This is a genomic window from Halogeometricum sp. S1BR25-6 (assembly GCF_031624495.1).
GTDB lineage: Archaea > Halobacteriota > Halobacteria > Halobacteriales > Haloferacaceae > Halogeometricum > Halogeometricum salsisoli.
Genome location: NZ_JAMQOP010000002.1, coordinates 44331 through 65217, shown reverse-complemented (window position 1 = coordinate 65217; position 20887 = coordinate 44331). Strand labels below are relative to the sequence as shown.

Annotated in this window: 18 protein-coding genes; 6 read left to right on the top strand and 12 right to left on the bottom strand. The window is 67.9% G+C overall.

Going from position 1 to position 20887, the window contains the following annotated elements; genetic code table 11:
• Nucleotides 1–41 precede the first annotated feature (41 nt).
• From NDI76_RS10190 to rqcH, 3 genes are all read right to left on the bottom strand, one after another.
• Nucleotides 42–728, bottom strand: coding sequence for a DUF4013 domain-containing protein (locus tag NDI76_RS10190; protein WP_310923971.1), 687 nt, complete (start codon nucleotides 726–728; stop codon nucleotides 42–44).
• Between the two features lie 70 nt (nucleotides 729–798).
• Nucleotides 799–1512, bottom strand: a complete 714-nt coding sequence (locus tag NDI76_RS10185; protein ID WP_310923970.1) for a DUF4013 domain-containing protein — start codon at nucleotides 1510–1512, stop codon at nucleotides 799–801.
• Between the two features lie 336 nt (nucleotides 1513–1848).
• Entirely contained in the window at nucleotides 1849–3948 is a 2100-nt protein-coding gene (gene rqcH / locus NDI76_RS10180) for a ribosome rescue protein RqcH (RefSeq protein WP_310923969.1), read from the bottom strand.
• A gap of 193 nt (nucleotides 3949–4141) precedes the next feature.
• Between rqcH and NDI76_RS10175 the strand changes: the two genes are divergently transcribed.
• The 3 genes from NDI76_RS10175 to NDI76_RS10165 all read left to right on the top strand — a co-directional run bounded on the left by NDI76_RS10175 (nucleotide 4142) and on the right by NDI76_RS10165 (nucleotide 6532).
• On the top strand, nucleotides 4142–4360 hold the full coding sequence (locus NDI76_RS10175) for a DUF7835 family putative zinc beta-ribbon protein (RefSeq protein WP_310923968.1): 219 nt from the start codon (nucleotides 4142–4144) through the stop codon (nucleotides 4358–4360).
• A gap of 85 nt (nucleotides 4361–4445) precedes the next feature.
• Nucleotides 4446–4958, top strand: a complete 513-nt coding sequence (locus NDI76_RS10170) for a GNAT family N-acetyltransferase (protein ID WP_310923966.1) — start codon at nucleotides 4446–4448, stop codon at nucleotides 4956–4958.
• 68 nt (nucleotides 4959–5026) lie between these two features.
• On the top strand, nucleotides 5027–6532 hold the full coding sequence (locus NDI76_RS10165; RefSeq protein ID WP_310923965.1) for a methyl-accepting chemotaxis protein: 1506 nt from the start codon (nucleotides 5027–5029) through the stop codon (nucleotides 6530–6532).
• 86 nt (nucleotides 6533–6618) lie between these two features.
• On the opposite strand, the gene NDI76_RS10160 is transcribed toward NDI76_RS10165, so the two are convergent.
• From NDI76_RS10160 to NDI76_RS10130, 7 genes are all read right to left on the bottom strand, one after another.
• A complete protein-coding gene (locus NDI76_RS10160; RefSeq protein WP_310923964.1) occupies nucleotides 6619–8898 on the bottom strand; it encodes a PAS domain S-box protein in 2280 nt (759 codons plus the stop codon).
• Between the two features lie 366 nt (nucleotides 8899–9264).
• Nucleotides 9265–10353 (bottom strand): DUF2891 domain-containing protein, encoded by a 1089-nt coding sequence (locus tag NDI76_RS10155; RefSeq protein WP_310923963.1) that lies wholly within the window; start codon nucleotides 10351–10353, stop codon nucleotides 9265–9267.
• A gap of 212 nt (nucleotides 10354–10565) precedes the next feature.
• Nucleotides 10566–12335: a tRNA uridine(34) 5-carboxymethylaminomethyl modification radical SAM/GNAT enzyme Elp3 gene (locus tag NDI76_RS10150; RefSeq protein WP_310923962.1), complete on the bottom strand. Its 1770-nt coding sequence runs from the start codon at nucleotides 12333–12335 to the stop codon at nucleotides 10566–10568.
• A 114-nt stretch (nucleotides 12336–12449) separates the two neighbouring features.
• A complete protein-coding gene (locus NDI76_RS10145) occupies nucleotides 12450–14651 on the bottom strand; it encodes a DHH family phosphoesterase (protein ID WP_310923961.1) in 2202 nt (733 codons plus the stop codon).
• Nucleotides 14652–14871: 220 nt separating this feature from the next.
• A complete protein-coding gene (locus NDI76_RS10140) occupies nucleotides 14872–15474 on the bottom strand; it encodes a YIP1 family protein (RefSeq protein ID WP_310923959.1) in 603 nt (200 codons plus the stop codon).
• 9 nt (nucleotides 15475–15483) lie between these two features.
• Entirely contained in the window at nucleotides 15484–16071 is a 588-nt protein-coding gene (locus NDI76_RS10135) for a thymidine kinase (protein WP_310923958.1), read from the bottom strand.
• 122 nt (nucleotides 16072–16193) lie between these two features.
• Nucleotides 16194–16775: an NADPH-dependent FMN reductase gene (locus tag NDI76_RS10130; protein WP_310923957.1), complete on the bottom strand. Its 582-nt coding sequence runs from the start codon at nucleotides 16773–16775 to the stop codon at nucleotides 16194–16196.
• 108 nt (nucleotides 16776–16883) lie between these two features.
• Here NDI76_RS10130 and NDI76_RS10125 point away from each other — a divergent pair, with 108 nt between their 5' ends.
• Nucleotides 16884–17222: a DsrE family protein gene (locus NDI76_RS10125; RefSeq protein ID WP_310923956.1), complete on the top strand. Its 339-nt coding sequence runs from the start codon at nucleotides 16884–16886 to the stop codon at nucleotides 17220–17222.
• A gap of 37 nt (nucleotides 17223–17259) precedes the next feature.
• Here the strand turns inward: NDI76_RS10125 and NDI76_RS10120 are convergent, their stop codons facing one another.
• Complete coding sequence (locus NDI76_RS10120) at nucleotides 17260–17679, bottom strand: SHOCT domain-containing protein (RefSeq protein WP_310923955.1); 420 nt, start codon at nucleotides 17677–17679, stop codon at nucleotides 17260–17262.
• A 109-nt stretch (nucleotides 17680–17788) separates the two neighbouring features.
• Nucleotides 17789–19054, bottom strand: coding sequence for a cation:proton antiporter (locus NDI76_RS10115; protein WP_310923954.1), 1266 nt, complete (start codon nucleotides 19052–19054; stop codon nucleotides 17789–17791).
• A gap of 92 nt (nucleotides 19055–19146) precedes the next feature.
• Between NDI76_RS10115 and NDI76_RS10110 the strand changes: the two genes are divergently transcribed.
• The gene (locus NDI76_RS10110; protein ID WP_310923953.1) at nucleotides 19147–19695 is read left to right on the top strand and encodes a DUF8159 domain-containing protein; all 549 of its coding nucleotides are present in this window, start codon (nucleotides 19147–19149) and stop codon (nucleotides 19693–19695) included.
• Between the two features lie 164 nt (nucleotides 19696–19859).
• Nucleotides 19860–20744, top strand: a complete 885-nt coding sequence (locus NDI76_RS10105; protein WP_310923952.1) for a carbonic anhydrase — start codon at nucleotides 19860–19862, stop codon at nucleotides 20742–20744.
• The last annotated feature ends 143 nt before the right edge of the window (nucleotides 20745–20887 follow it).

The following is a 20887-nucleotide window of genomic DNA, read 5'->3' as shown; positions in this document are numbered from 1 at the left end:
CGCCGGTCCGGAAAGGTGCTGCTATCCGGCGGAGCGGGGTCCTAAAAGTTCGACTCGGCGACGCCGCGGCGCTTCTTGCTCAGCCCCTCCGCGAATCCGCGGCCGAACAGGTAGTAGGTGACGACCTGCGCGTAGAACAGGACGAAGACGCCGACGACGAGAGCGGAGAGAGCGGCCCCGACGAGTCCGAGGACGACGCCGGCGACGACGGCGAGTAGCCACCCCTTGAGGTACTCGCTCGTCGTCGCCGCCGCGACGATGGTCGAGACGTCGAACGCCGCGCCGAGGGAGTCCTCGACGGCGAAGTTCGCGTACCCGGCCGGGGCGAAGTAGCCGACGAGGACTCCGAAGAGGAGGACGAAGAGGGTGGCGACCAGTCCGAGGATTCCGACAGCGGCGTTCGGCGCGCCGGTGGTCGGGTCCGTGGTGACCGAGGAGATGCCGAAGACGGCGAACAGGACGGCCACAATCGGAACCATCGCCGCGAGGCCGTAGACGACGCTGACGACGAACAGTTTGAGACCGTCGACGGCGAGGCCGCCCCAGTCGGTGAACGACGGCGCCGCGCGGTCCTTCTTAGCCGCCCCGCGGAGGACGCGGACGAGGTAACCCTGAACCACGAACGCGGGGAGGATGAGAACGCTGAGTGCGCTGAGAACGCCGCCGATGAGCAGGGTCGGAATCCAGTCGTCGCTGTTCTTGAGATACGAGAGCGCATCGCCTAACATCGACCGAACCGACAGCAGTTGTTCAGTTAACTCTTTGCGAAAAAACGAGTGACGGCGGGGGCTGAGCCGCTCAGATGACGGCCTGTTCGTCGGGCTGTTCGCCCATCTCGCGTATCTCGATGTTGCGCAGGTCGCCCCACGCGTGACCGATCATGTAGTAGGCGGCGACCGCGGCGTAGAAGCCGAGGAACCCGCTGGCGATCAGTCCGAGGACGGGGATGGCGTTCAGCACGCCACCCACGATACCGGCGACGACGATGACGGCGAAGCCGCTGATCCACGCCGTGAAGTACTTACCCGAGGTGAGCACGGGGCGCAGGTCGCTCACGGAGAACGCCTTGCCCATCCGGTCGGTCTCGACGAAGTTCGCCACCGCCGCGGGGATGACGTACGCGGCGAGGAGACCGAGCACCAACGAGGCCAGCAGTCCGACGAGGAAGCCGAGGCCACCGAGGATGCTCGCGCCGTTGGAGCCCTGTCCCAAGAAGAGGGTGAAGAGGCTCCCGGCGACGAGGACGCCGGCGACGATCATGGGCACGAGGGCGTACGCGAAGGCGATGACCGTGGCCTTCAGACCGTCGACGGCCATGTCACCCCACTCGTCGAACGCCGGGGGTCGCTCGTCGCCGTGCATCGTCGCGCGGACGACGCGGACGAGGTAGCCGGCGACCAGAATCGTGGGGACGACGAGGACGCCGAGCAGGCTCAGGACGCCGCCGATGAGGACGGTCCGAACCCAGCCCTCCTCGTCGTTTCGTAAGTAGTTGAGTGATTCGCTAATCATGGTGTATCACGAGCGTTCTCCTGCCCCCAGTTTACCGCTGCGTGCGGCCGACCGTCACACCGGGACTGTCTCCCGGGCCGTCGTTCCGTCGGGTGGACGGAGTGGTACGCTCGGATAGACTAACGCTGTTTCGAGAGATAAATATATATTATAGTTCTGTCCGGTTAGTTGAACGTTATAGTCTTTGTGGCCAGTGGGCGCGAGGGTTCGGTCCGGTCGGAACCCTTCGGAGTGCACGCCGCGGACGGTGAGTCGTCTATAGTAGCGTCTGCAACTGTGTACTCATCCGACCGCCCGCCGTCGTGCGGTCGAGTGTGTGATGACTTGCAGACGCTACTATAGTATCTCGCTGCCGCCCGGCGGTAGGAACTCCTGGATTTTGTCCGGACTCGCCACCTTGCGGAGGAACGACTGGTCGGCGAACATCTCTTTGAAGCGGCGGTACACCATCTTCGCCGCGTCGTTCTGCGCGTAGCGACCGGGTTGGAGGGTTACGCTCGCCTCTAAGCGGTCCTCGACGGCCGACGGCGGTCCGCCGAGGACGCGCGTCTCCCCTTCGCACTGCACGCCGACGGTCACTTTCGCCTCCACGTCTCGGAAGTACGTCCGGTCGCCGCGGACCACGAACGAACCTTTCTCCAAGTACTCGCCGGACTCGGGCGTCTTCGACACCTGGTCGGGCGTCACCATGTACGCCTCGCCGGCGTGCCGCCCGTCCTTCCAGACGGAGGCGTAGGAGACGGCGAACTGCGCCGCCTCGCGCTTCGTCGACTCGGGGAACTCCACCGCCTCGGAGGGTTCGGAGGGACCCGTCGCCTTCACGACGGTAACGGGGCCGCCGTGCGCCTGCGTGTGGAAGAACAGGTCGTGTTTGTTCAGATACTTCTTCACTATCTCCTCGTTCTGGTCGGCGTTTCGCCCGCCGATGACGAGGTAGCCGTCGGAGGTGTGGAACCAGCGGAACCGCTCGAACCAGTGCTCTTCGGTACGCAAGGGGATGGACGAACGGGACAACCAGTCGATGTCCTCGGGTTCCTCCTCTTCGTCGTCGTCCTCGTCGTCGGCCTCCCACTCGTCGCGGCGGCGCTTGGCCTCCGCCAGTTCCTCGCGGGTGTCCTCGATGGCGGCGAGGGCGCCCTCCTTCTTCCCTTCGACGCGCTTTGCCTCCGTATACAGTCGGTCGGCGTTCTTCTCGACGCCCGTGTCGACGACGACTTCGACGCGCGTGCCGTCGAGTTCGACGGTGACAGTGCCCTCCGCTCCGTCGACGTCGACGACGGCTTCGGCCGCCGGGATGCCCCGTTCGGCGCCGTCTTCGAGCGTCTCCCGGATGTCGTCCCACGGGACGTCCTCCTTGCGGGCGTCCCGGACCGTCGTGAGCACCTCGTCCACCAGGTCGTAGTGGGCGTACAGCAGTTCGGCGCGTTCGCGTTCCTCTTCGGCCTGCTCCTCGAAGCCCTCGATGGCGCCCTCCTGTTGTTGGATGATGCGTTTTTTCTTCTCTATCTCCTCTTCGAAGTCCGGGCGATTCGACCCCGGTTCCTCCTCGGGGTCGTCCTCCGCGGAGCGGTCGAGACGGAAGAAGTACGCGTCCAACGCGTCGTTGAACGTGTCGTGGGACTCGCTGTTCAGCCCCTCCGCCTCGTGTTCTTCGAGGGGGAACGGCGTCGCGTCGACGACGGCGTCGTCCTCCTCGTAGACGCGCGGGTCGAAGTCGCCGGACTTCAGGCGGTCGCGGAACGACTGGATGGCGTCGTAGACGGCGCGGAACTCCTCGCCGCCGGCCTCCTCGATGTCCATCGTCTTCTCGACGCCCGCGCGGGTGCAGAACTCCTCGGCGTACAGGCCGCCGAGGTTCACCTGCGTCGCCAGCGTCCGCACCACGTCGGTGTCGGAGTCCTCCATCCGGCGCTTGAACCCCTCGTAACTCACGGTGAAGGGGTGCAGGCGCGAGGCGGGGAACTCGTACTGCGCGCCGGGGGCGACGGTCCGGGACTTCAGCCGGACGGTCTCCAGACTGCGGACGACTTCGCCCGTCTCGTCGAGGACGGCGATGTTGCCCTCTCCGAACAGTTCGACCACGATGTCGGTGTCCTCGTCGTCGCGTTCGAACGAGAACGTGAGGATGCGGTCGAACTCGTACTGCTCGACGCCCGCGAAGTCCGCGCCGCTGAGGCGGTTGCGGAGCATCATCGCGAAGTTCGGCGGCCGCCCGGGCGCGTCGGGCACGTGCTCGGGTTTGGCGGCGTGCGCCCGCTTGACGTCGCCGACTTCGAGGATGAGTTCGACGCGGCCGCGGTCGAAATCGCGCATCCGCAGGCGAAGCAGGTCGTCGCCGTAGAGATAGGCCTTGTCGACCTTCGCCCCCTCGTACCGGTTCAGTTCGGTGACGAGAGCGCTGAGGTCCACGCTCGTCAACTCCCGCTTCGGGTCCATACCCCCGCCTTCACGGCCGCGGATGAAAAGCCGCACGTTCGACCGACGAGGGTGCGACGTCGGACGCCGGCGAGATTCCCCGCCGAGGGTCGGGAGCGAAGTAATAATTTTTCATCATTCTGATAATCGTTGTGTGAGGAGACTCACAACAGCAGCCAAAAACGATATTGTACGAGACGGAGTGTCGACACGTATGTCGAAGCCGCACCGGCGCGTCGACGAAGAGGAGGGGGAGACAATCAGACACTGTTCGGAGTGCGGCGGCGACCGGGAACACGAGGTGAGCGTCACCGTGGCGGAGACCGACGCACACGACTACGTCCGCGAGGAGAACGAAGAGTACGCCCGACAGCCGCATCGGGTGTACGAATGTGTCTACTGCGGGAACACGGAGTTGGAGTCGCTTCGGTGAGCGGAGGCGGGCCGTCGGGGTCGTTTCACGGTCGGGGCCGGACTGCACCGAAACGCTCAGTCCCCGGGCGGGCGTGCGAGAGGACATGACCGACCGGAACGCAGACGGCGACGCGGATTCGGACGCGGATGCGAACGCGACGGCGGACGACGAGGTGCGCACGGGCGTGTCCGTCGTCCGGACCGACGAGGAACGCGAAGACGCCTTCGCCGTCCGCTTCGACGTGTTCGTGGACGAACAGGGCGTCGACGAGGAGTTGGAGTGGGACGAACACGACGAACCCGACGCCGAGGCGACGCACCTCGTCGCCTACGACGACGGCGTCGTCGTCGGCGCGGCGCGGGTCCGCCCGTACGACGAGGAGACGGCGAAGATCGAACGCGTCGTCGTCGCCGAGGACCGACGCGGCGAAGGGTGGGGCGAACGCGTGATGAACGCCGCCGAGGACGAGGCGTACGCGGCCGGGTTCTCCCGCGTGAAACTCCACGCGCAGGTCCGCGTCCGGGAGTTCTACGGGTCGCTCGGCTACCGCGCCGTCGGCGAGGAGTTCGAGGACGCCGGAATCCCGCACGTCGAGATGCAGAAGTCTCTCGACTAACCAGGTCGGGTATCAAATCCGGTACTCGGGCGGGTAGGCTTTTGTTTCATAATCCGATGATATACTCGATGTTAGAGATACTGTCCGCGGGAGTTGCGGCTGCGATGCGTCCGGCGGGCGGCGGCGAGGGCGCGCTGGAACGGGTTACCGGCGTAGGGCAAGTGCTCGACGCGCTCCCGATGCCGGCGTTCGTCCTCGACACCGACCACACGGTCGTCGGATGGAGCGACGGGATGGAGACGCTTCTCGGAATCGCTCCCGAGGACGCGCTCGGGTCCGACAGCCGGGAGACCATCGTCGTCGGCGACGACGAGGATTCCCTCTCGTTCGCCGACAAGGTGCTTCTCGCCCCGCGCAACGCCGCGGAGGAGTACGGTGTGAACCGGCTCGACAGCCCGTACACGAGCTACCACGTCTACGAGCGCGAGAGCCGCCTGCGCACGGCGGCCGGAAGCGACGTCGACATCCGGTTCCAGGTGATGCCGCTGTTCGACGGCGGCCCCGACGGCGAACTGCTGGGCGTCCTCGAAGTCATCCAAGACCGGACCGAAGAACTCCGGCGGCGCGAGGCGCTGCAATCGCTCGTGACGGAGGTGACGGCGACACTTCGGAACGCTGCAACCGGGGCGCTCGACGCTCGCGTGGAGTACGAGGGCGACGCGGACCTCCTCGAAGACGGGCTGCTCGATATCGTCGGCGAGGTGAACCGGACGCTGGAGCGCTTCGAGTCGCTGGTCGCGAACGTCGAGGGGCACGCCGCGGATGTGAGCGGCGCGGCGACGACGGCGAACGACGCCGCGCACCACATCGACAGCCGCGTGACCGAACAGCGACTCGCGCTGGAGACGGCTCGGGACGACCTGGCGGCGTTCAGCGCCACGATGGAGGAGGTGGCGGCGAGTTCGACCGAAGTCGAGGCGGGGGCCGACCGGGCGCGCGTCAACGTCGACTCCTCGCTCGATTCGACCGCCGAGACACGGTCTGTCACGGACGAGGTCACAGCGCGCAGCGACGAACTCTTGGAGACGGTTCACGCCCTCGAAGCCGACATGACGGAGATAAGTGAGGTGGTCTCTCTCATCTCCGAGATAGCCGAGCGGACGAACATCCTCGCGCTGAACGCGAACATCGAGGCGGCCCGCGCCGGCGAGGCGGGGTCCGGGTTCGCCGTCGTCGCCGGGGAGGTCAAATCGCTCGCCAACGAGACGCAGACGCACACCGAACAGGTCACAGAGCGCATCGAACGCGTGCAGTCGCGCGCGAACGAGACGGCGCGGTTGGTCGAGACGACCCACGAAGACGTCGGGCGCGCCGACGCGGCCATCGACGACACCGTCGCGTCGCTCCGCGAAGCGGCCGACGCGATGGACGAGGCGGTCGAAGGCGTGAGCGAACTCTCGACGGCGAGCGACGACCAGGCCGAATCGGTCGAGAGCGTCGTCGTCACGGTCGAAGACGTCAGCGACGACGCCGCGGAGATAGAGGAGGCCATCAGCGACATCGTCGCCGTCATGGAGTCCCAACACGAGTCCGCGGACCGACTGGACGCCATGCTCGCGGAACTGACGCGGTAACGGGGAACGGCATGGAACGAACCCGGAGCAGCGAGGGTTTTCGAGGGTTTTCCGAAGAATCCGCGAACCGGTCCGGCGACGGTCGGCTACTCGGCCGCGGGGGCGACGCCGGAGAACTCGAAGCGCGCGCCGCCGGTCTCGCTTTCGGTCAGCGCCACCGACCAGCCGTGCGCCTCGGCTATCTGCTCGACGATGCGGAGCCCAAACCCCGTGCCGTCCCGCGACGTCGAGTACCCGGCCTCGAACACCGACTCGCGCGACTCCGCGGGGATTCCGGGGCCGTCGTCGGCGACGAAGAACCCGTCCGGAAGCGCGCCGACCGTGACCGTCACGGCCTCATCCGACGCCGTCGAATCGCCCGTAGAGCTATGCTCGACAGCGTCGTCGGGCGTCGCCCGACTGCTCGTGGAACTGTGTTCCACGCTGTCTCCGGGAGCGGAGCGACCGGAGGCCTGTCGAGCGCCGTGCTCGACAGCGTTCCGAAACAGGTTCTCGAATAGCTGTCGAAGCCGGCTCTCGTCGGCCCGAATCGCGCGGTCGGTGTCGACGGCGAGCGACGCCTCGCCCGTCTCGACGTTCAGCCAACTCGCCTCGACGGCCGCGGCGAGTTCGACGTCGTCGAGGCTCTCGACGGCCGCTCCCTCCCGCGCGAGCGTCAGCACGTCCTCGATGAGCGTCCGCATCCGCCGGTGCGCGCGCCGCACCGCGTCGAGGCTGTCGGCGTCGTCCGTGTCAATCAGTTCGAGGTGGCCCTCGGCGACGTTCAGCGGGTTCCTGAGGTCGTGGGAGACGACGCTCGCGAACTCCGCTAAGCTCTCTTTCTGTTGTCTGAGCTTCCGTTCCTGCTGTCGCTGCTCGGTGACGTTCTGCGACATCGCCATGCCCGCGTCGACGCCGTCGTCGCCACGTATCGGGAGCGTCCGTATCCGGTACTCCTCCCCGTCGAGCCGCTGCTCGAAGGTGTGGTCGTTCCCCGCGAGCGCTTCCTGGTAGTAGTGTTCCAGTTCGTCCGCGAGGGCCGCCGGAAACAGGTCGTGCGGCCCCTTACCGAGGAAGTCGTCGGCCGACACTCCGATGCTGCGCAGTTCCTCCCCGCCGACCAGCGTGTATCGCAGGTCCTTGTCGAACAGGAAGACGCCGCCGTCGGGGACGTTCTCGACTAAGGTCCGATAGCGGTTCGTCGTCTCCTCGAGACGGCGCTCGCGCTCGACTCGCTCGGAGATATCGCGGCTGATGACGAGAAAGCGGTCCTCGCCGTTCAGCGCGAGGCGCCTGATGTGCACCTCGACGGGGAACGACGACCCGTCCCGACGGCGGTACGACCCCTCCAGTTTAGACCGGTCGCCCGCCGTCATGTTCGCCCAGAGCGCCTGCGCCTCGTCCGGGTGGATGTCGTCGTCGAGGTCCCAGACGCTCGTGCCGACGAGTTCGTCCGCGTCGTAGCCGGTTTTCGCGCACAGTTCGGGGTTCGCCTCGGTGATCACTCCCTCCTGGTCGTGGATGTTTATCATGTCCGGCGAGTTCTCGAACAGCGCTTCGAGTCTGGCCGTGGTGCGCCGGAGGCGCTCTTCGCGCCGATGTCGCTCGGAGATGTCCCGGAACTGCGAGAAGACGGCGACCATTTCGCCGTGCTCGTCGGTGACGACGCGGTTGTGCCACTCGCAGACGATGCGTTCGCCGTTCTTGCGCACGTTCTCGTCGACGCTGTAGTAGCCGCCTTCGGACTTCATCAGCGCGGACGTGACCGCGTCGACGCTCTCGTAGCTGGCGTCCGCGACGATTTTCTCCCAGGTGTGCCCGCGCAGTTCGTCCTCGGTGTAGCCGAGTATCTCCGCGGCGGCCCCGTTGATGGCGACGATTCGGAAGTTCTCGTCGTACTCCAACACGCCGAGCGGGGACTGCTCGACGAAGAGGGCCAGTCGCTTCTGACTGGTCTCCAGCGCGGTTCGCGAGCGGTGCTGGTCGACGGCGTTCCGAATCCGGTTGGCCAGCACGGCGTACTGTCCGGTTCCGGTCTCCTTCTGGAGGTAGTCCGAGACGCCGGTCGAAATCGCCTCGCTGGCGATTTCCTCACTCCCGCGACCCGTGAACAGGATGAAGGGAACGTCGACGCCCGCGTCGCGCACCGACTCGAAGAACGCCAAGCCGTCGGTCTCTGCCAAGTTGTAGTCGGAGACGACGCAGTCGAAGCGCTCCTCGGCGAGCAGTCGTAGTCCCTCGGCGGCGGTCGTCGCCGTCTCGACGGTCGTCCCCTCGGACTCGCGTTCGAGGAACGCGGCGGTCAGTCCGGCGAAGTCGGGTTCGTCGTCGACGTGGAGGACGCGAATCGGCACCTCGGCCCCGGACGCGGCCGACGGTGCGTTCATCTGTTTTCCCCCTCGTCTCCGTGAGTCGTCCCGAGGGGGACAGTCGGACGGTCCCCGTCCGTTCGGTGACGGAGGCCTGCGGGAAGGAGTGCGATGCCGACCGCGGATACGGCTGTCGTGCGAGTGAATGCCATCGTTCTGCTGAGACGGTGCGAGCCGAGCGGACCGGGCGGCGACTCCCGTACCCCCGTTCTCTTCCGCGAGGAGTCCGACGGCCGTTCGACCCGCCCCGGTGCGCTCGGTTCGTTCGTGCTCTCCCTTCAAGAACATATACCATAAATGATTTGTCTAGTTTAGTGGACGACGCGCGGCGGGCGGCGGGGTCGGTTCGAGGCGATTCGGCCGCGCGAGGGCGAGACGGCGTCCTCAACTGCCGGACGGCGTTCGCGCGGGCGCGATTCCGCCGTCGTTCCTCGTCAGAAGGTAGCAGACGAACGACGAGAGCCAGTGGGACCCCGCGTAGTCGTCGGTGAACGCCTGTTCGACTCCCAGTTCGGCGTGTCGATGCGCGCTCTCTTCGAACGGGTCGGCGTAGGGGTGGTCACCGAGGGCGTCCGCGACGCCCGCCAGCGCCCACGCCTTCGAGACGTTCAGACCGACGAGGTGGAGCGCGACCCCCTCCTCGGGGTCGGAGCCGACGCGTGCGGGTTCGAGGAGCGCGTCGTACGGCGCCGTCGTCACGTCGGGGAAGAATCGGTCGGCCCACGCCCGGAACTCCGCTCGGTCGTACACGCGTCGCATCAGGTCCGCCTCGGTCAGCGCCGGCGACAGGAAGTCCCAGCCGAGCGGTTCGTACTCGACGGGGTAGTCCTCGTCCCCACCGAAGAACGCCTCCGCCGTCTCGGCGACGGCACTCTGCACGGAGTCGTCGCCCGTCGTCCGCGCGTAGTCGTGGACGCAGTGGAGGGCGAACGCGGAGTTGCCGTGCGTCCCCACTCTGAACGGCCGCTCCTGCGTCAGGAACTCCGACCCGACGAGCGAGCGCACCGTCCGCGTCAGCGGTTCGAGCGTCGAGCGCCACCGCTCGGCAGTCTCCTCGTCCCACAGCGACAGTTCCGCGTCCAAGTGCAACAGCCACGCCCAGCCGTACGGTTTCTCGAAGGCGGGATTCGCCTCCAGGTACTCGACCTCCCGTCGAACGTTCTCGGGCGTCAGTCGCGCGTCGACGCTCTCGACGATGTCCGCGCGGTTCGGGTGCGTTCCGGCCAGTCTGAGTTGTCGGACCAGCGCCCAGTGGCTGTGGACCGACGAGTGCCAGTCGTAACAGCCGTAGAAGACGGGGTGTCGCTCGCGCGGGCGTGGCCCCCCGTCCGGAGAGTCGACCTGCCGGACGTGGTGGGGGAACTCGGTGTCGACGGCATCCAAGGGCTGGCGCGCGAGTCGCCGCCAGGTCTCCGGTCCGAACCGGTCGCTCCGCCCGGAGCGCACCCGGTCGGCGTCGATACTGTCGTCCATGCGAAGGCGTCTCGGGGGCCGGGCATAGTCCGTTCGGTCCTGCGGTAATCGATGACACAGGAGAGACCGCCTCTCGGAACCGCTTCGAAACCTACAGACCCACTTTTTCCGAGGCTCGCTCCGGGAGAACGAAGTTCTCCCGTGCACCCGTTCGCCTTCGACTCACGGGAACTCCGCTCGCCCCGGAAAACCTGGAGGAAAAATACCGCTCCTCAGAACCGCTTCGAGACGTACGGCCCGTCCTGGTGGTATCCCAACTTCTGCTTGTAGTACTCGCGGACGCCGATGCCGGAGATGACGCTCACCTTGTCGTAGCCGGCGTCGCGGGCCATCTTTTCGGCCTGTTCGAGGAGACGGCGGCCGTAGCCCTTGTGCTGCCAGTCGCCGTCCGCGCCGATTCCCGCTTCGGAGCCGTAGACGTGCAGTTCGCGGACGAGGGCGGCGTCTTCGAGTTCGCGACGAACCGGCTCATTCGGGAACCGGAGTCGACAGAACCCGACGAGGAGGTTCTCCGCGGGGTCCTCAAAGGAGAGGAAGTGCTCGGTTCCCCCGGCGGCCTCGTACGTCTCCACCTGCAGTTCGACGCGCTCGGGGTCGGGGTTCGCCTCGTTCATCCCCACCTCGCGGGCGCGGATGTCGTTCACCTCGATTCCCTTCTCCTCGGCGCGCTGTTCGGCCAACTGCCGGAGGTTCGACTTCCAGACGCCGGCGTCGATGAAGTCCGCGGGGATGTCCCGCTGGACCCGTTGGAGGCGCGTGTACTTCGGAATCATCCCCATCACCTCGCTCACCACCTCCGCGGCCTCCTCGTTGTTCAGCGGGTCGTACTCCTCGTTGCGCCACATGTCGTACGTTATCGTGTCGCGGACGACCAGCGTCGGGTAGATTTTGAGGTAGTCGGGCCGCCAGTCGGAGTTCTCGAACAGTTGGCGAAAGTCCTCGACGCACATCTCCTTGGTCATCCCGGGTTGGCCGGGCATCATGTGGAAACCCACCTTGAACGCCGAGTCGCGGAGGCGGCGGTTCGCATCGAGGGAGGCCTGCACGCCGTGCCCGCGGTGCATGTCGCGGTTGACGCGCTCGTAGGTAGTCTGCACCCCGACTTCGACCTTCGTCGCCCCCAAATCGAGCATCCGGTCGATCTGCTCGGGGTCGCACCAGTCGGGTTTCGTCTCGAACGTCGTCCCGATGTTGCGCACGTCGGCCGTTTCGTTCTCGGCGATGACGTCCTCCAGGTAGGAGAACTCAACGTCCTCGGGGTCGGGCTTGAACGACCGGTCCTCGGCGGGGTTCGGCTCCGAGTCGAGGTCGTAGTCGTTCATCGCTTCGAGGGCGCGCTTGACGAACCACTCCTGGTAGTCGTGGCTCCGGGCCGTCATCGTCCCGCCCATCAGGATGAGTTCGACCTTGTCGACGGGGTGACCGATGTGTCTGAGCTGTTCTAATCTGAGCGTCACCTGCCCGTACGGGTCGTAGTCGTTCTGGACGCCGCGCGCCGCGGCGGGTTCGTGACCCGTGTAGGACTGCGAGGAGGAGAACTCCGAGGCCGGGCCGCCCGGGCAGTACAGGCACTTGCCGTGCGGGCACATGTGCGGGGAGGTCATGATGGCGACGGGCGAGACGCCCGAGGCGGTCCGGACGGGTTTCCGTTGGGTGACCTCCTGTACCTCCTCGCGCCGACCCTCCGGAGCGTGTTGGAGGATTTCGGCGTTCTTCGGTACCTTCGGGGAGGAGTGCTCCGAGCAGGCGTCGAGTTTCGCGGATTCGAGGTCGTCACGCTCGATTTCGCCGTCGAGGATGCGTTCGACCAGCGCCTCGCAGGTGCGTCGGAACGCCTCCGTCTCGGCGGGCTCTTGCTCCTCTGTCGAGTCGGCGTCCGCGCTCACGGCGCCACCACCGCCGCGACGGACGTTCGGACGAGAGACATCGTTGCCTCTCAGTCGCGTCGTTTCGGGGTTAAGGGTGTCGCTCGTCGGCGTCATCCCCCGGCGAGGGCCGCCGCCGTGCGACCGCTCCCGACGGCGCGAAGCCGTCGCTCGCGGGTAATCGAACGGAGCGGCGCGGAACCGACCGCGGTTGGGGCCGGAGGAGCGAGGTTAGAACTGGTCGACGACGGCGTCGATGACCGCGTCGACGACGGCGTCGCGCGCGCCCGAGAGGAACTCGATGCGGTTGTCCCGGACGGCGACGGCCGTGACGCCGCCCTCGGGGACGGCCTCGCGGGCCGCCTCGGCGACGGCGCGGATGTCGACGTCGGCGGTGCCGCGGACGAACAGTTCGTCCGTCGACGTGGCGACGGTGACGTAGGCGTCGCCCTCGCGGTTGCGGCGGTGGAGTTCGTCGACGAGCAGCGACGTCGGCGGGAAGTCGAAGCGGTGCGTGTACGCGTCGGCGTCGAGGACGGCGACGGTGACGTCGCCCTCCTCTCGCTCTTCGAGGTTCGCCTGCGCCGTCTCGACTTCCGTGTCGAGTTTGATGCGGAACTGCTCGGCGATGTGGCCGGCGAGGTTGCCCTCGACGGCGTCGGCGGCGCGCTGGGCGCCCGAGGAGACGCCGTCGTCGAACAGCAGGTCGGTGATGAGTTCGCGCTTGTCTTCGTAGGACTGGTAGTACGCCTCCAGGGCGATGGCCTCGCGGAGTTCGCGCGTCCGGTCGGCGTCGTAGCCGGCCTCATCGGCCAGTTCGAGGTAGGCCTCGGGGGTGTTCTCCCAGTAGCTCACGGCGGGCAGGTGACCGATATCCTCGCGGATGTCGGTGTCGAGGGTGGCGGCGAGGTTCGCGCCGAGGGCGCCCGTCGAGAGGTCGGCCGCGTCGGCGCCGACCAGTCCGGGACTGACGACCACGTCGGCCTCGCTCTCGACGTCCTCGTCGGCGTCCGCGGCGTCGACGACGACGCGGTTCGCGCCGTAGACGCCGAGGAGACCGAGTCCGTCGAGCGATTCGGACGTCGCGCCGACGCCGAGCAGGAGCACCAGGGGCAGTTTCTCGCCGTGGCGCTGTTCGTCCTGCAGCATCCGCGTCACGTCGTTCGTCGCCGCGTCCATCCCGTAGACGGGGTCGTCGAGCGGTCGGCGGGTGAAGTAGTGGTACTCGGCGTCCGCGCGGTCGTGCTCCTCGCGGATGCGGGGGAGTACGGCGCGCTCGACGGCCGCGCCGGCGACGTAGCCGTCGGCGGTGGCCGGATGGCGGACGACGATGGGCTGGGATTCGAGGATGGCGCGGTTGATGGCCTCCGCGGCGTCGGTCAACCGCTCGGTGACCGCCTCGACCGGGGCGTGGTCGGCCAGGGGTTCGACCGACTCGGGGCGGGCCTTCGCCGCCAGCGCGTCTTCGAGGCGCTGGAGGACCGCCTGCGCCTCCTCGCCGTCGAGCGCCGCGAGGTCTTCCGTCTCGACCTGCAGTTCGTCGCGGCGCATCTCGACCTCGCCGTCCAGACGGACGACGTCGCCCTCCTCGATGTCGGGGTAGGCGCGAACGCCCGCCTCGACGAAGGCGGCGCAGTCGACGACGCCCGTCTCGTCGCGGAGTTCGAAGATGGTCGGGCCGCCGGTCTGTCGCGTGCTGACGACTTCGCCTTCGAGGCGCACGTCGTCGCCGACGCGGTCTTCGAGGCTGTCGACGGTGACCAGCGTGAAGCGGTCCTCGTCGACGTCGGTCTCGGCCACGTCGTCGGCGTTGCCGTCGTCGCCCGCGACCGCTCGCTCCTCGTTCTCGTCCGCCTCGCTCTCGTGCGTTTCGTTCTGAGCGTCGGCGTCGGCGTTCGTCTCGTCGACATCGGCCGACGCGGCGTCCGCGCCGCCGTCGTCAGCGTCGCTCCGCCCGGCGTCGCTCTCCTCGTCCGTTCCTTCGTCGCTCCGGGACTGGCTCTTCCCGTTGCCGCGACCGGAGGTCGACTCCGTCGACCCCTTCGGCTTCATCTTCACCGGGCCGGAGTCGTCGTCGTCCGAGGAGTCGACCGGTTCGCCGTCGTGGTCGCCGTTCGGGTCGTGAATCTTCGACCCGCGGAACTCGCGTTCGGACTGGCGGATGGACCAGCCGAGGTCGATGTTACCGTTGTCGCGGATGTTCTTCACCTGTACGAACACGGTGTCGCCCGACTCCCAGTCGAGACTCTCCAGTCGACGGTCGAGTTCGCTGCGGTGCAGTAGACCCGTCACTCCCTTCGCAAGGTCGACGAACACGCCGAACTCGGCGAAGCCGTCGACCGTACCCTTGTAATAGCGCCCCGGCGTCAGCTGTTGTGGGGAATTTCCCCGAAACTCGAACCACACGTCTTCGTCGTGCGTAATCCAATCCATTGCGTGCAACAAACGACCCGGGACTAAAACCCTTGTCGAATCGCTCTCGGCGGCCGTTCGTCTCGGCGCCGTTGCTCCGTTCTGCCGTCGGATTCGGCCGGAACCGTCCGAACGTCTCGATTCGGTTACGTGACCGTCGGGCGAAATTTTCTGCGCGCGGCACGGCGTTTTCAGGGTGCCGCCGGGATGCACGCCCGGCGCGTCGACGGGAGCCGAAACCTCAGATGAGACCCGCGAGTCGGAGGACGTGCTCGAACGCCGCCCACCCCTCGAAGGCGTAGCCGAACAGGAACGCGGCGGGAAGCGCGCCGACGGCCAGTGCGCGGCGGGGACTCACGTCGTGCACCTCGCTCAGGCCGACGACGAGGAGCGCCGCGCCGTAGGCGGTGCAGACGAAGCGGAGTTCCGGCGAGGGGAGGCCCGCGAGGACGCACGGCGCCGTCGCGTAGGCGACCACCTGCACCGTCTCGCTGATTCCGCCCCTGTCGCGGACGCCGACGAGGAGTAGGACGGTCTGTATCGCCGCGGTGAGATGCAGCACCGCGGGCGCGAGGAGGAGGGCGACGAGGGCGAGACCGAGGAGCGCCGAGACGGCCGGGCCGCCGGCGAAGGTGGGGATGCGGTCGGGCGCGAACGTAAACAGACCGGCGGTGTACGCGACGGCGACGACGACGGCGAAGACGAGTCCCGGCGCTTGGTCGCCCGGCGCGACGCCGTTCTTGAAGAACCGACGGGGACGGACGAGCACCTCGACCCACGCCCGGGCGACGCCGCGGGGGCCGCGTTCGCGCCCGCCTTCCGGATGTTCGACCCACGTAGTCACGTCGCTAGCTTATTCGCGCTGGAGCGTATGACAGTTGCGACATCGCGCCTCGTAGGACTCCTCCGCGCCGACGACGATGGTCGGGTCGTCGTACCGGGCGGGGTCGCCGTCGACGAGCCGTTGGTTGCGGGTCGCGGGTTCGCCGCAGACGGTGCAGATGGCCTGCAGTTTGTCGACGTACTCGGCCGTCGCCATCAGTTGCGGCAGGGGTTCGAAGGGTTCGCCGCGGAACGTCTGGTCGGTGCCGGAGACGAGGACGCGGCGGCCGTCGGCCGCGAGTCGTTCGCAGACGTCGACGAGTTCGGCGGAGAAGAAGTTCGCCTCGTCGACGGCGACGACGTCCTCGCCGTTCAGTTTCTCAAGAATCTCCCAGACGTCGTCGCCCTCGGCGGGCACGACGTGCGCCTCCCACTGACTGCCCGCGTGCGACCCCACCGTCGTCTCGCCGTAGCGGTCGTCGACGGCGGGTTTGAACACCCCGACCTCCTGTCCGGCTATCTCGGCGCGCCGCAGGCGTCGGAGGAGTTCCTCCGTCTTCCCGGAGAACATCGACCCCGTGATGACCTCCACCCACCCGCTCTTCGTGATGGCGTGCATACCTCCTTCGGGTGCGAGCGAACGGCAAAACCGTTCCCCATTCGTCGCCCCGAGGGGGTCGGTGTCGTGGCTCGGTCGCGGGCGCTACGAGTTCGCCCCTCGCCGCGAGCAGGTCTCCTCGACTATCGCCCGCCGGCACCCACGTTCTCTTCCGCCTCGAACGTCGCCGGGTCGGGTTCGATGCTCGCGTACTCCACGACCCGCCGACCGAGGACGCGCACCCGCCGGTCCAACCCCTCGTCGGTCACCTCCTCGCCGTCGAACTGCGCGGAGACGTGCGGGAGGGCGGCCTGGTGCGGGAGGACCCACGCGTTCAGCGCCCGACAGACCGACCGGAGGTGTTCGAGCGCCGTCACCGGAAACCCGCCGCCCGCGACGGCCAACAGGCCGACCGTCTTACCGTCGAACTCGTCGAACCCGCAGTAATCTAACGCGTTCTTCAGCACCCCCGAGTAGGAGCCGTGATAAACCGGTGTTCCGAGGAGGAGCGAGTCCGCCTCGCCGATTCGCTCGACCACCGCCGCGCTGTCGCCCGTCTCGTCCTCGTCGGCGTTCATCACGGGCAGGTCGTACTCGCGCAGGTCGAGCACCTCCCCCGTCCCGCCCGCCTCGCGGACGCCGTCGAGCGACCGCTCCAGCGCCAATCGAGTGTAACTCCGCTTCCGAAGGCTCCCGCAGACGGCCACAACGTGCGTCGCTTCCATACCACACGGTTCGTCCGCGGGGGCAAAAGTGGTGCGCGGTGGCGATTCGAGCACCGACGACGGCGAACGGCGGGAACGCTGAAGGGTGCCACGGGCGTGGAGCACGGTATGAAGACGGTGTTCCACCTCACGAGCGGCGACGTAGACGACTGGCGGCGCGCGCTGGGGAACGTGACCAACCTCCTCGACGACGGGACGGTCGAAGTGGAGGAGACGGTGCTCCTCGTCAACGGCGACGCCATCCACCTGTTCGCGGAGGGGTCGCCGCTGGCCGAGGACGTGCGCGCCCTCGGCGACGACGTGCGCTGTCTCGGGTGCAGCAACTCGCTGACCGGCCGCGACATCCCCGAGTCGAAACTGCTGGCGAACGTCGACTCGGTCCCCTCGGGCGTCGGCGAACTCACGCGCCTGCAGTCCGACGGCTACGCGTACCTGAAAGTGCCGTGAGAACCCGGCCGCTGCCTCCGCCGGGAGGCGGAGTCGGTCACTGACCCGTGAGCCGCCGCCTCCGCTCTTCGAACTCCGAGTCGTCTATCTCGCCGCGGGCGTACCGGGCCCGGAGTTCGTCCATCGCGGGGTCGGGTCGGGCGCGTTCGTCGCCCCCCTCGCGGGCGAACAGTCGGTAGGCCGCCACCGCGACGCCGACGAGCAGGGCCGTCCAGAGGAGGACGCCGAACAGCATCCCGAACCCCCAGCCGCCGCCCATCGCTCCGGTGCCGGGACCCATCATCCCGGTTCCGGGACCCATCCAGCCGCTCGCAGCCCCGTGGGGCATCCGTCCGCCCGCGCCCACGTGAGGCATCCACCGGCCGTTCGTCCCGCCGACCGCCGCGGCGCCGAGGGCAAACGCGGCCGCCGCGACGACGGCGCCGACGGTCCAGTCGACGAGTCGCTTTCTGGTCATTCGAGTCACCCGTTCGAACGGACGAACGGCGGGGAGATAAGGAGTGGATCCGATTCCCTCGAACCGGGAACCGTGTGCGGCGACTCGGGAGGCCGCGGACGTCGGCCTCTCACGACGACCGGCGTTCGAGCAGCTTCAGCGCCGGCGTGGCCGAGACGCCGTGAACGACGACGGAAACGAGGACGACGGCGCCGACGAGCGCCCAGAGCCGCCGGGCCTCGGGGAAGGGAGCGACGTTCAACGCGTGCGCGAGATAGTAGAACGAACCCAGTCCCCGAATACCGAACGACGCGATGACGCCGCGCTCGAAGGGGTCGCGGTCGAACCCGAAGAGACCGACGGCGCCGGCGAGAGGGCGGACGACGAACACGAGCGTCAGCGCCACCGCGACGCCCGCCGTCGTCAGCGGGTCGAGCAGTCCGGCGGCGAGCGCCCCGCCGAACAGCACCATCAGCACCGTCATCAGCGTCTGCTCGCTCTTCTCGGCAACGTCGTGAAGCGTCTCGTTGTAGTCGTGCTCTCGCTCGGCGTCCCGGACGACGAGGGCGGCGACGAAGACGGCGAGGAAGCCGTACCCGCCGACGAGTTCGGTGAACGCGTAGACGAGGAGCGTCCCGCCGAGCGCCTCCATCCCTCGGACGCTCCGCGCGAGTTCCGAGTCCGGGCTGCCGGCGAAGACGACCCAGCCGAGCGCCCGGCCGACGAGGTACCCCGAGAGCAGTCCGACCGCGAGTTTGTACCCGACGTCGACGAGCGCCCACTCGCCGAGCCAGAGGCCCGGGTCGACGCCGAGCAGCGCCACGGCGATGGCGAGGTTCGTGAACGGGAACGCGAGGCTGTCGTTGAGTCCGGCCTCCGAGGTGAGCGCGAAGCGGACCTCGTCCGTCTTTCCGGCCGCCCCCTCGACGGGTTCGTCCTCCGCGCCCGCGCCGGGTTCTTCGACCTGCATCTCGGAGGCCAACACCGGGTCGGTCGGTGCGAGCACGGCGCCGAGCAGCAGTGCGGTCGTGAGTGCGAACCCGGCGACGCCCCACCCCAGCAGCGCCGCGGCGGCGATAGACAGCGGCATCGTCACGCCGAGCAGCCGCCACGTCGACGCCCAATCGCGAAGGCTGGGGGTGCGGTCGAGTTTCAACCCGGCTCCGGTCAGCGCGAGGATGACGCCGAGTTCGGTTAGCTTCTCCGCGACGGTGCCGTACTTCAAGGGGTCCGGCGCCGGGAGCCCCAGCGGAAGCGAGAAGGCCGCGAAGCCGAGGCTCACGTAGAATATCGGGAGCGAGACGGGCCAGTCGCTGACGAATCGGGGGAGCACCGCGAGACCGACGAGGGCGAGTCCGACGACCAACTGCGCGAAGAAGTACGGTTCGAGGGCCATGACGGCGACTCTCCCCGGTCGCGTAAATAAATAATCGCCAATCTGCAAAAATATTTATTCGTGCTGGCGTAGAATAAACATCCATTCATCTCATGCGACGACGCCACATCCTCCGTCGCGGCGCGGCCGCCCTCGCAGTCGGCCTCACCGCCGGGTGCGCGGCGAAGGCGGATGGCGGGAGCGATACGCCCACGGCGGCGAAACGACAGACTCCGGCCCACGGCGACCTGCCGGCCCTCCCCGTCGAGGAGCGGTGGTCGGTCGCCGAGCGGTCGGTCGGGGACGCCGCGTCGGCCGACGTCGCCGACGCCGACGCGTTCGAGGCGGCCGTCGCCGACGGCGGGCCGGCCGTCGAGAAACTGACGAAGCGCGGGAAGAAACTCGAACTGAAGGCGACCCCGAGCGACGCCGCCGGGCGGGGCGTCGTCACCGACGTGGGGCACGTGGCCGGCGCCTACGCCGCCCTCGTCCGGAGCGACGACTCCTTCGAGCGCGTCAGCGTCGCGCTTCTCGACGACGGAAAGAGGCCGTTCGGGTCGTTTCAGGTCGTCACGCCGTGGGCGAAGCGGTACGTCGACGGCGAGTGGACCGCCACGGAGTACGGCGAGGCCGTCCTCGGAACGCTGAAGACGAAGCCGTAGTCGCGGAAAAGGCGGAGATACCGGCGGCGAGTTTCGGGCAACCGAGCGCTCACTTCTGCGCCCCGCGTAGCGCGTTCGTGGTCGTGAGAGGCAGACGCCCCCGAATCCGCCGAGGGCGTCGCGGCCACCGCTTCTAAGTACGGATTGAGAGAACCGCGAAGCGCATGAGCGACGACACCGAGATAAGCAGACGGACGGCACTGAAAACCGGCGGCGCGGGTGCGACGATGCTGGGTATCCTCGGGTACGGGGCGAGAGGAGTAGCGGCCGCCGACGCCGAATCGGGGGCGGACGAGGACCGTGAGGACTCGACGTCGGAGTCGGAGGCCGAGTCGAACCGCGAGGAGTTCGCCTTCGGCGGCGACCTCCCGGGGCTGCTCGAACGCAACGGCCTCTGGTCGGGCGCGCTTCCGGAGGGGTACTTCGAGGGCGTCCGGACCTCCCAGTCCCCGGCGGTCGTCTCGGTCTGTTGCTCGGACTCTCGGGTCTCACAGGAGGGGATGTTCGCGGCGCCCCTCGACGCCGGCTTCCTGTTCAAACCGTCCAACATCGGCAACAAGGTCACGACGCGCGTCGACGGGGAGCGGGCGGTCGACGGGAGCTTCCTATACGGGTTGGAGGTGTCCGGCGCCTCCTCCGGCGTCGTCGTCGGCCACACGGGATGCGGGGCCGTCACGGCCGCCTACGAGTCCGTCGTCGGTGAGGCGGGGGAGCAACCCCCCGGAATCGAACAGGAGGTCGCACCTATCGTCGACGTGGTCGAGGAGGCCCTCGACGACGGCGCCGTCGAGACGGACGCCGAGAGACGAGCGGTCATCAACCAACTCGTCGAGTACAACGTCCACGCGCAGGTGGAGTATCTCCGCGGGAGCGACGAGGTGTCCGAAGAGAAGGACCTCTACGGCTTCGTCTACGACTTCCAGAGCGCCTACGGCGACGTGGACGGTCGGACCGTGCTCGTCAACGCGGACGGCGAGACCGACCCCGACGCGCTTCGGGAGACGGTCCCGGACGGCTACGAGGAGTTCGTCGGGAGTCTGCTCCACTGAGGTCGCCGCGTCGTCCCGCCTCTCGGAGGCCCGTTCACCGCCGAAGCCGTTCGGGCGAGCGCGTGTTTCGGGCGGGCGGTCTCTCGGAGGACGGGCGCTTCCGGCGGTGACCCCCGTCCGGCGCCGTGGTCGGTCGTGAAGAG

Excerpts from the sequence above, each read along its gene's own strand:
- NDI76_RS10190 (WP_310923971.1), bottom strand. The coding sequence starts at position 728 with ATGTTAGGCGATGCGCTCTCGTATCTCAAGAACAGCGACGACTGGATT.
- NDI76_RS10185 (WP_310923970.1), bottom strand. The coding sequence starts at position 1,512 with ATGATTAGCGAATCACTCAACTACTTACGAAACGACGAGGAGGGCTGG.
- rqcH (WP_310923969.1), bottom strand. The coding sequence starts at position 3,948 with ATGGACCCGAAGCGGGAGTTGACGAGCGTGGACCTCAGCGCTCTCGTC.
- NDI76_RS10175 (WP_310923968.1), top strand. The coding sequence starts at position 4,142 with ATGTCGAAGCCGCACCGGCGCGTCGACGAAGAGGAGGGGGAGACAATC.
- NDI76_RS10170 (WP_310923966.1), top strand. The coding sequence starts at position 4,446 with ATGACCGACCGGAACGCAGACGGCGACGCGGATTCGGACGCGGATGCG.
- NDI76_RS10165 (WP_310923965.1), top strand. The coding sequence starts at position 5,027 with ATGTTAGAGATACTGTCCGCGGGAGTTGCGGCTGCGATGCGTCCGGCG.
- NDI76_RS10160 (WP_310923964.1), bottom strand. The coding sequence starts at position 8,898 with ATGAACGCACCGTCGGCCGCGTCCGGGGCCGAGGTGCCGATTCGCGTC.
- NDI76_RS10155 (WP_310923963.1), bottom strand. The coding sequence starts at position 10,353 with ATGGACGACAGTATCGACGCCGACCGGGTGCGCTCCGGGCGGAGCGAC.
- NDI76_RS10150 (WP_310923962.1), bottom strand. The coding sequence starts at position 12,335 with ATGACGCCGACGAGCGACACCCTTAACCCCGAAACGACGCGACTGAGA.
- NDI76_RS10145 (WP_310923961.1), bottom strand. The coding sequence starts at position 14,651 with ATGGATTGGATTACGCACGACGAAGACGTGTGGTTCGAGTTTCGGGGA.
- NDI76_RS10135 (WP_310923958.1), bottom strand. The coding sequence starts at position 16,071 with ATGCACGCCATCACGAAGAGCGGGTGGGTGGAGGTCATCACGGGGTCG.
- NDI76_RS10130 (WP_310923957.1), bottom strand. The coding sequence starts at position 16,775 with ATGGAAGCGACGCACGTTGTGGCCGTCTGCGGGAGCCTTCGGAAGCGG.
- NDI76_RS10125 (WP_310923956.1), top strand. The coding sequence starts at position 16,884 with ATGAAGACGGTGTTCCACCTCACGAGCGGCGACGTAGACGACTGGCGG.
- NDI76_RS10120 (WP_310923955.1), bottom strand. The coding sequence starts at position 17,679 with ATGACCAGAAAGCGACTCGTCGACTGGACCGTCGGCGCCGTCGTCGCG.
- NDI76_RS10115 (WP_310923954.1), bottom strand. The coding sequence starts at position 19,054 with ATGGCCCTCGAACCGTACTTCTTCGCGCAGTTGGTCGTCGGACTCGCC.
- NDI76_RS10110 (WP_310923953.1), top strand. The coding sequence starts at position 19,147 with ATGCGACGACGCCACATCCTCCGTCGCGGCGCGGCCGCCCTCGCAGTC.
- NDI76_RS10105 (WP_310923952.1), top strand. The coding sequence starts at position 19,860 with ATGAGCGACGACACCGAGATAAGCAGACGGACGGCACTGAAAACCGGC.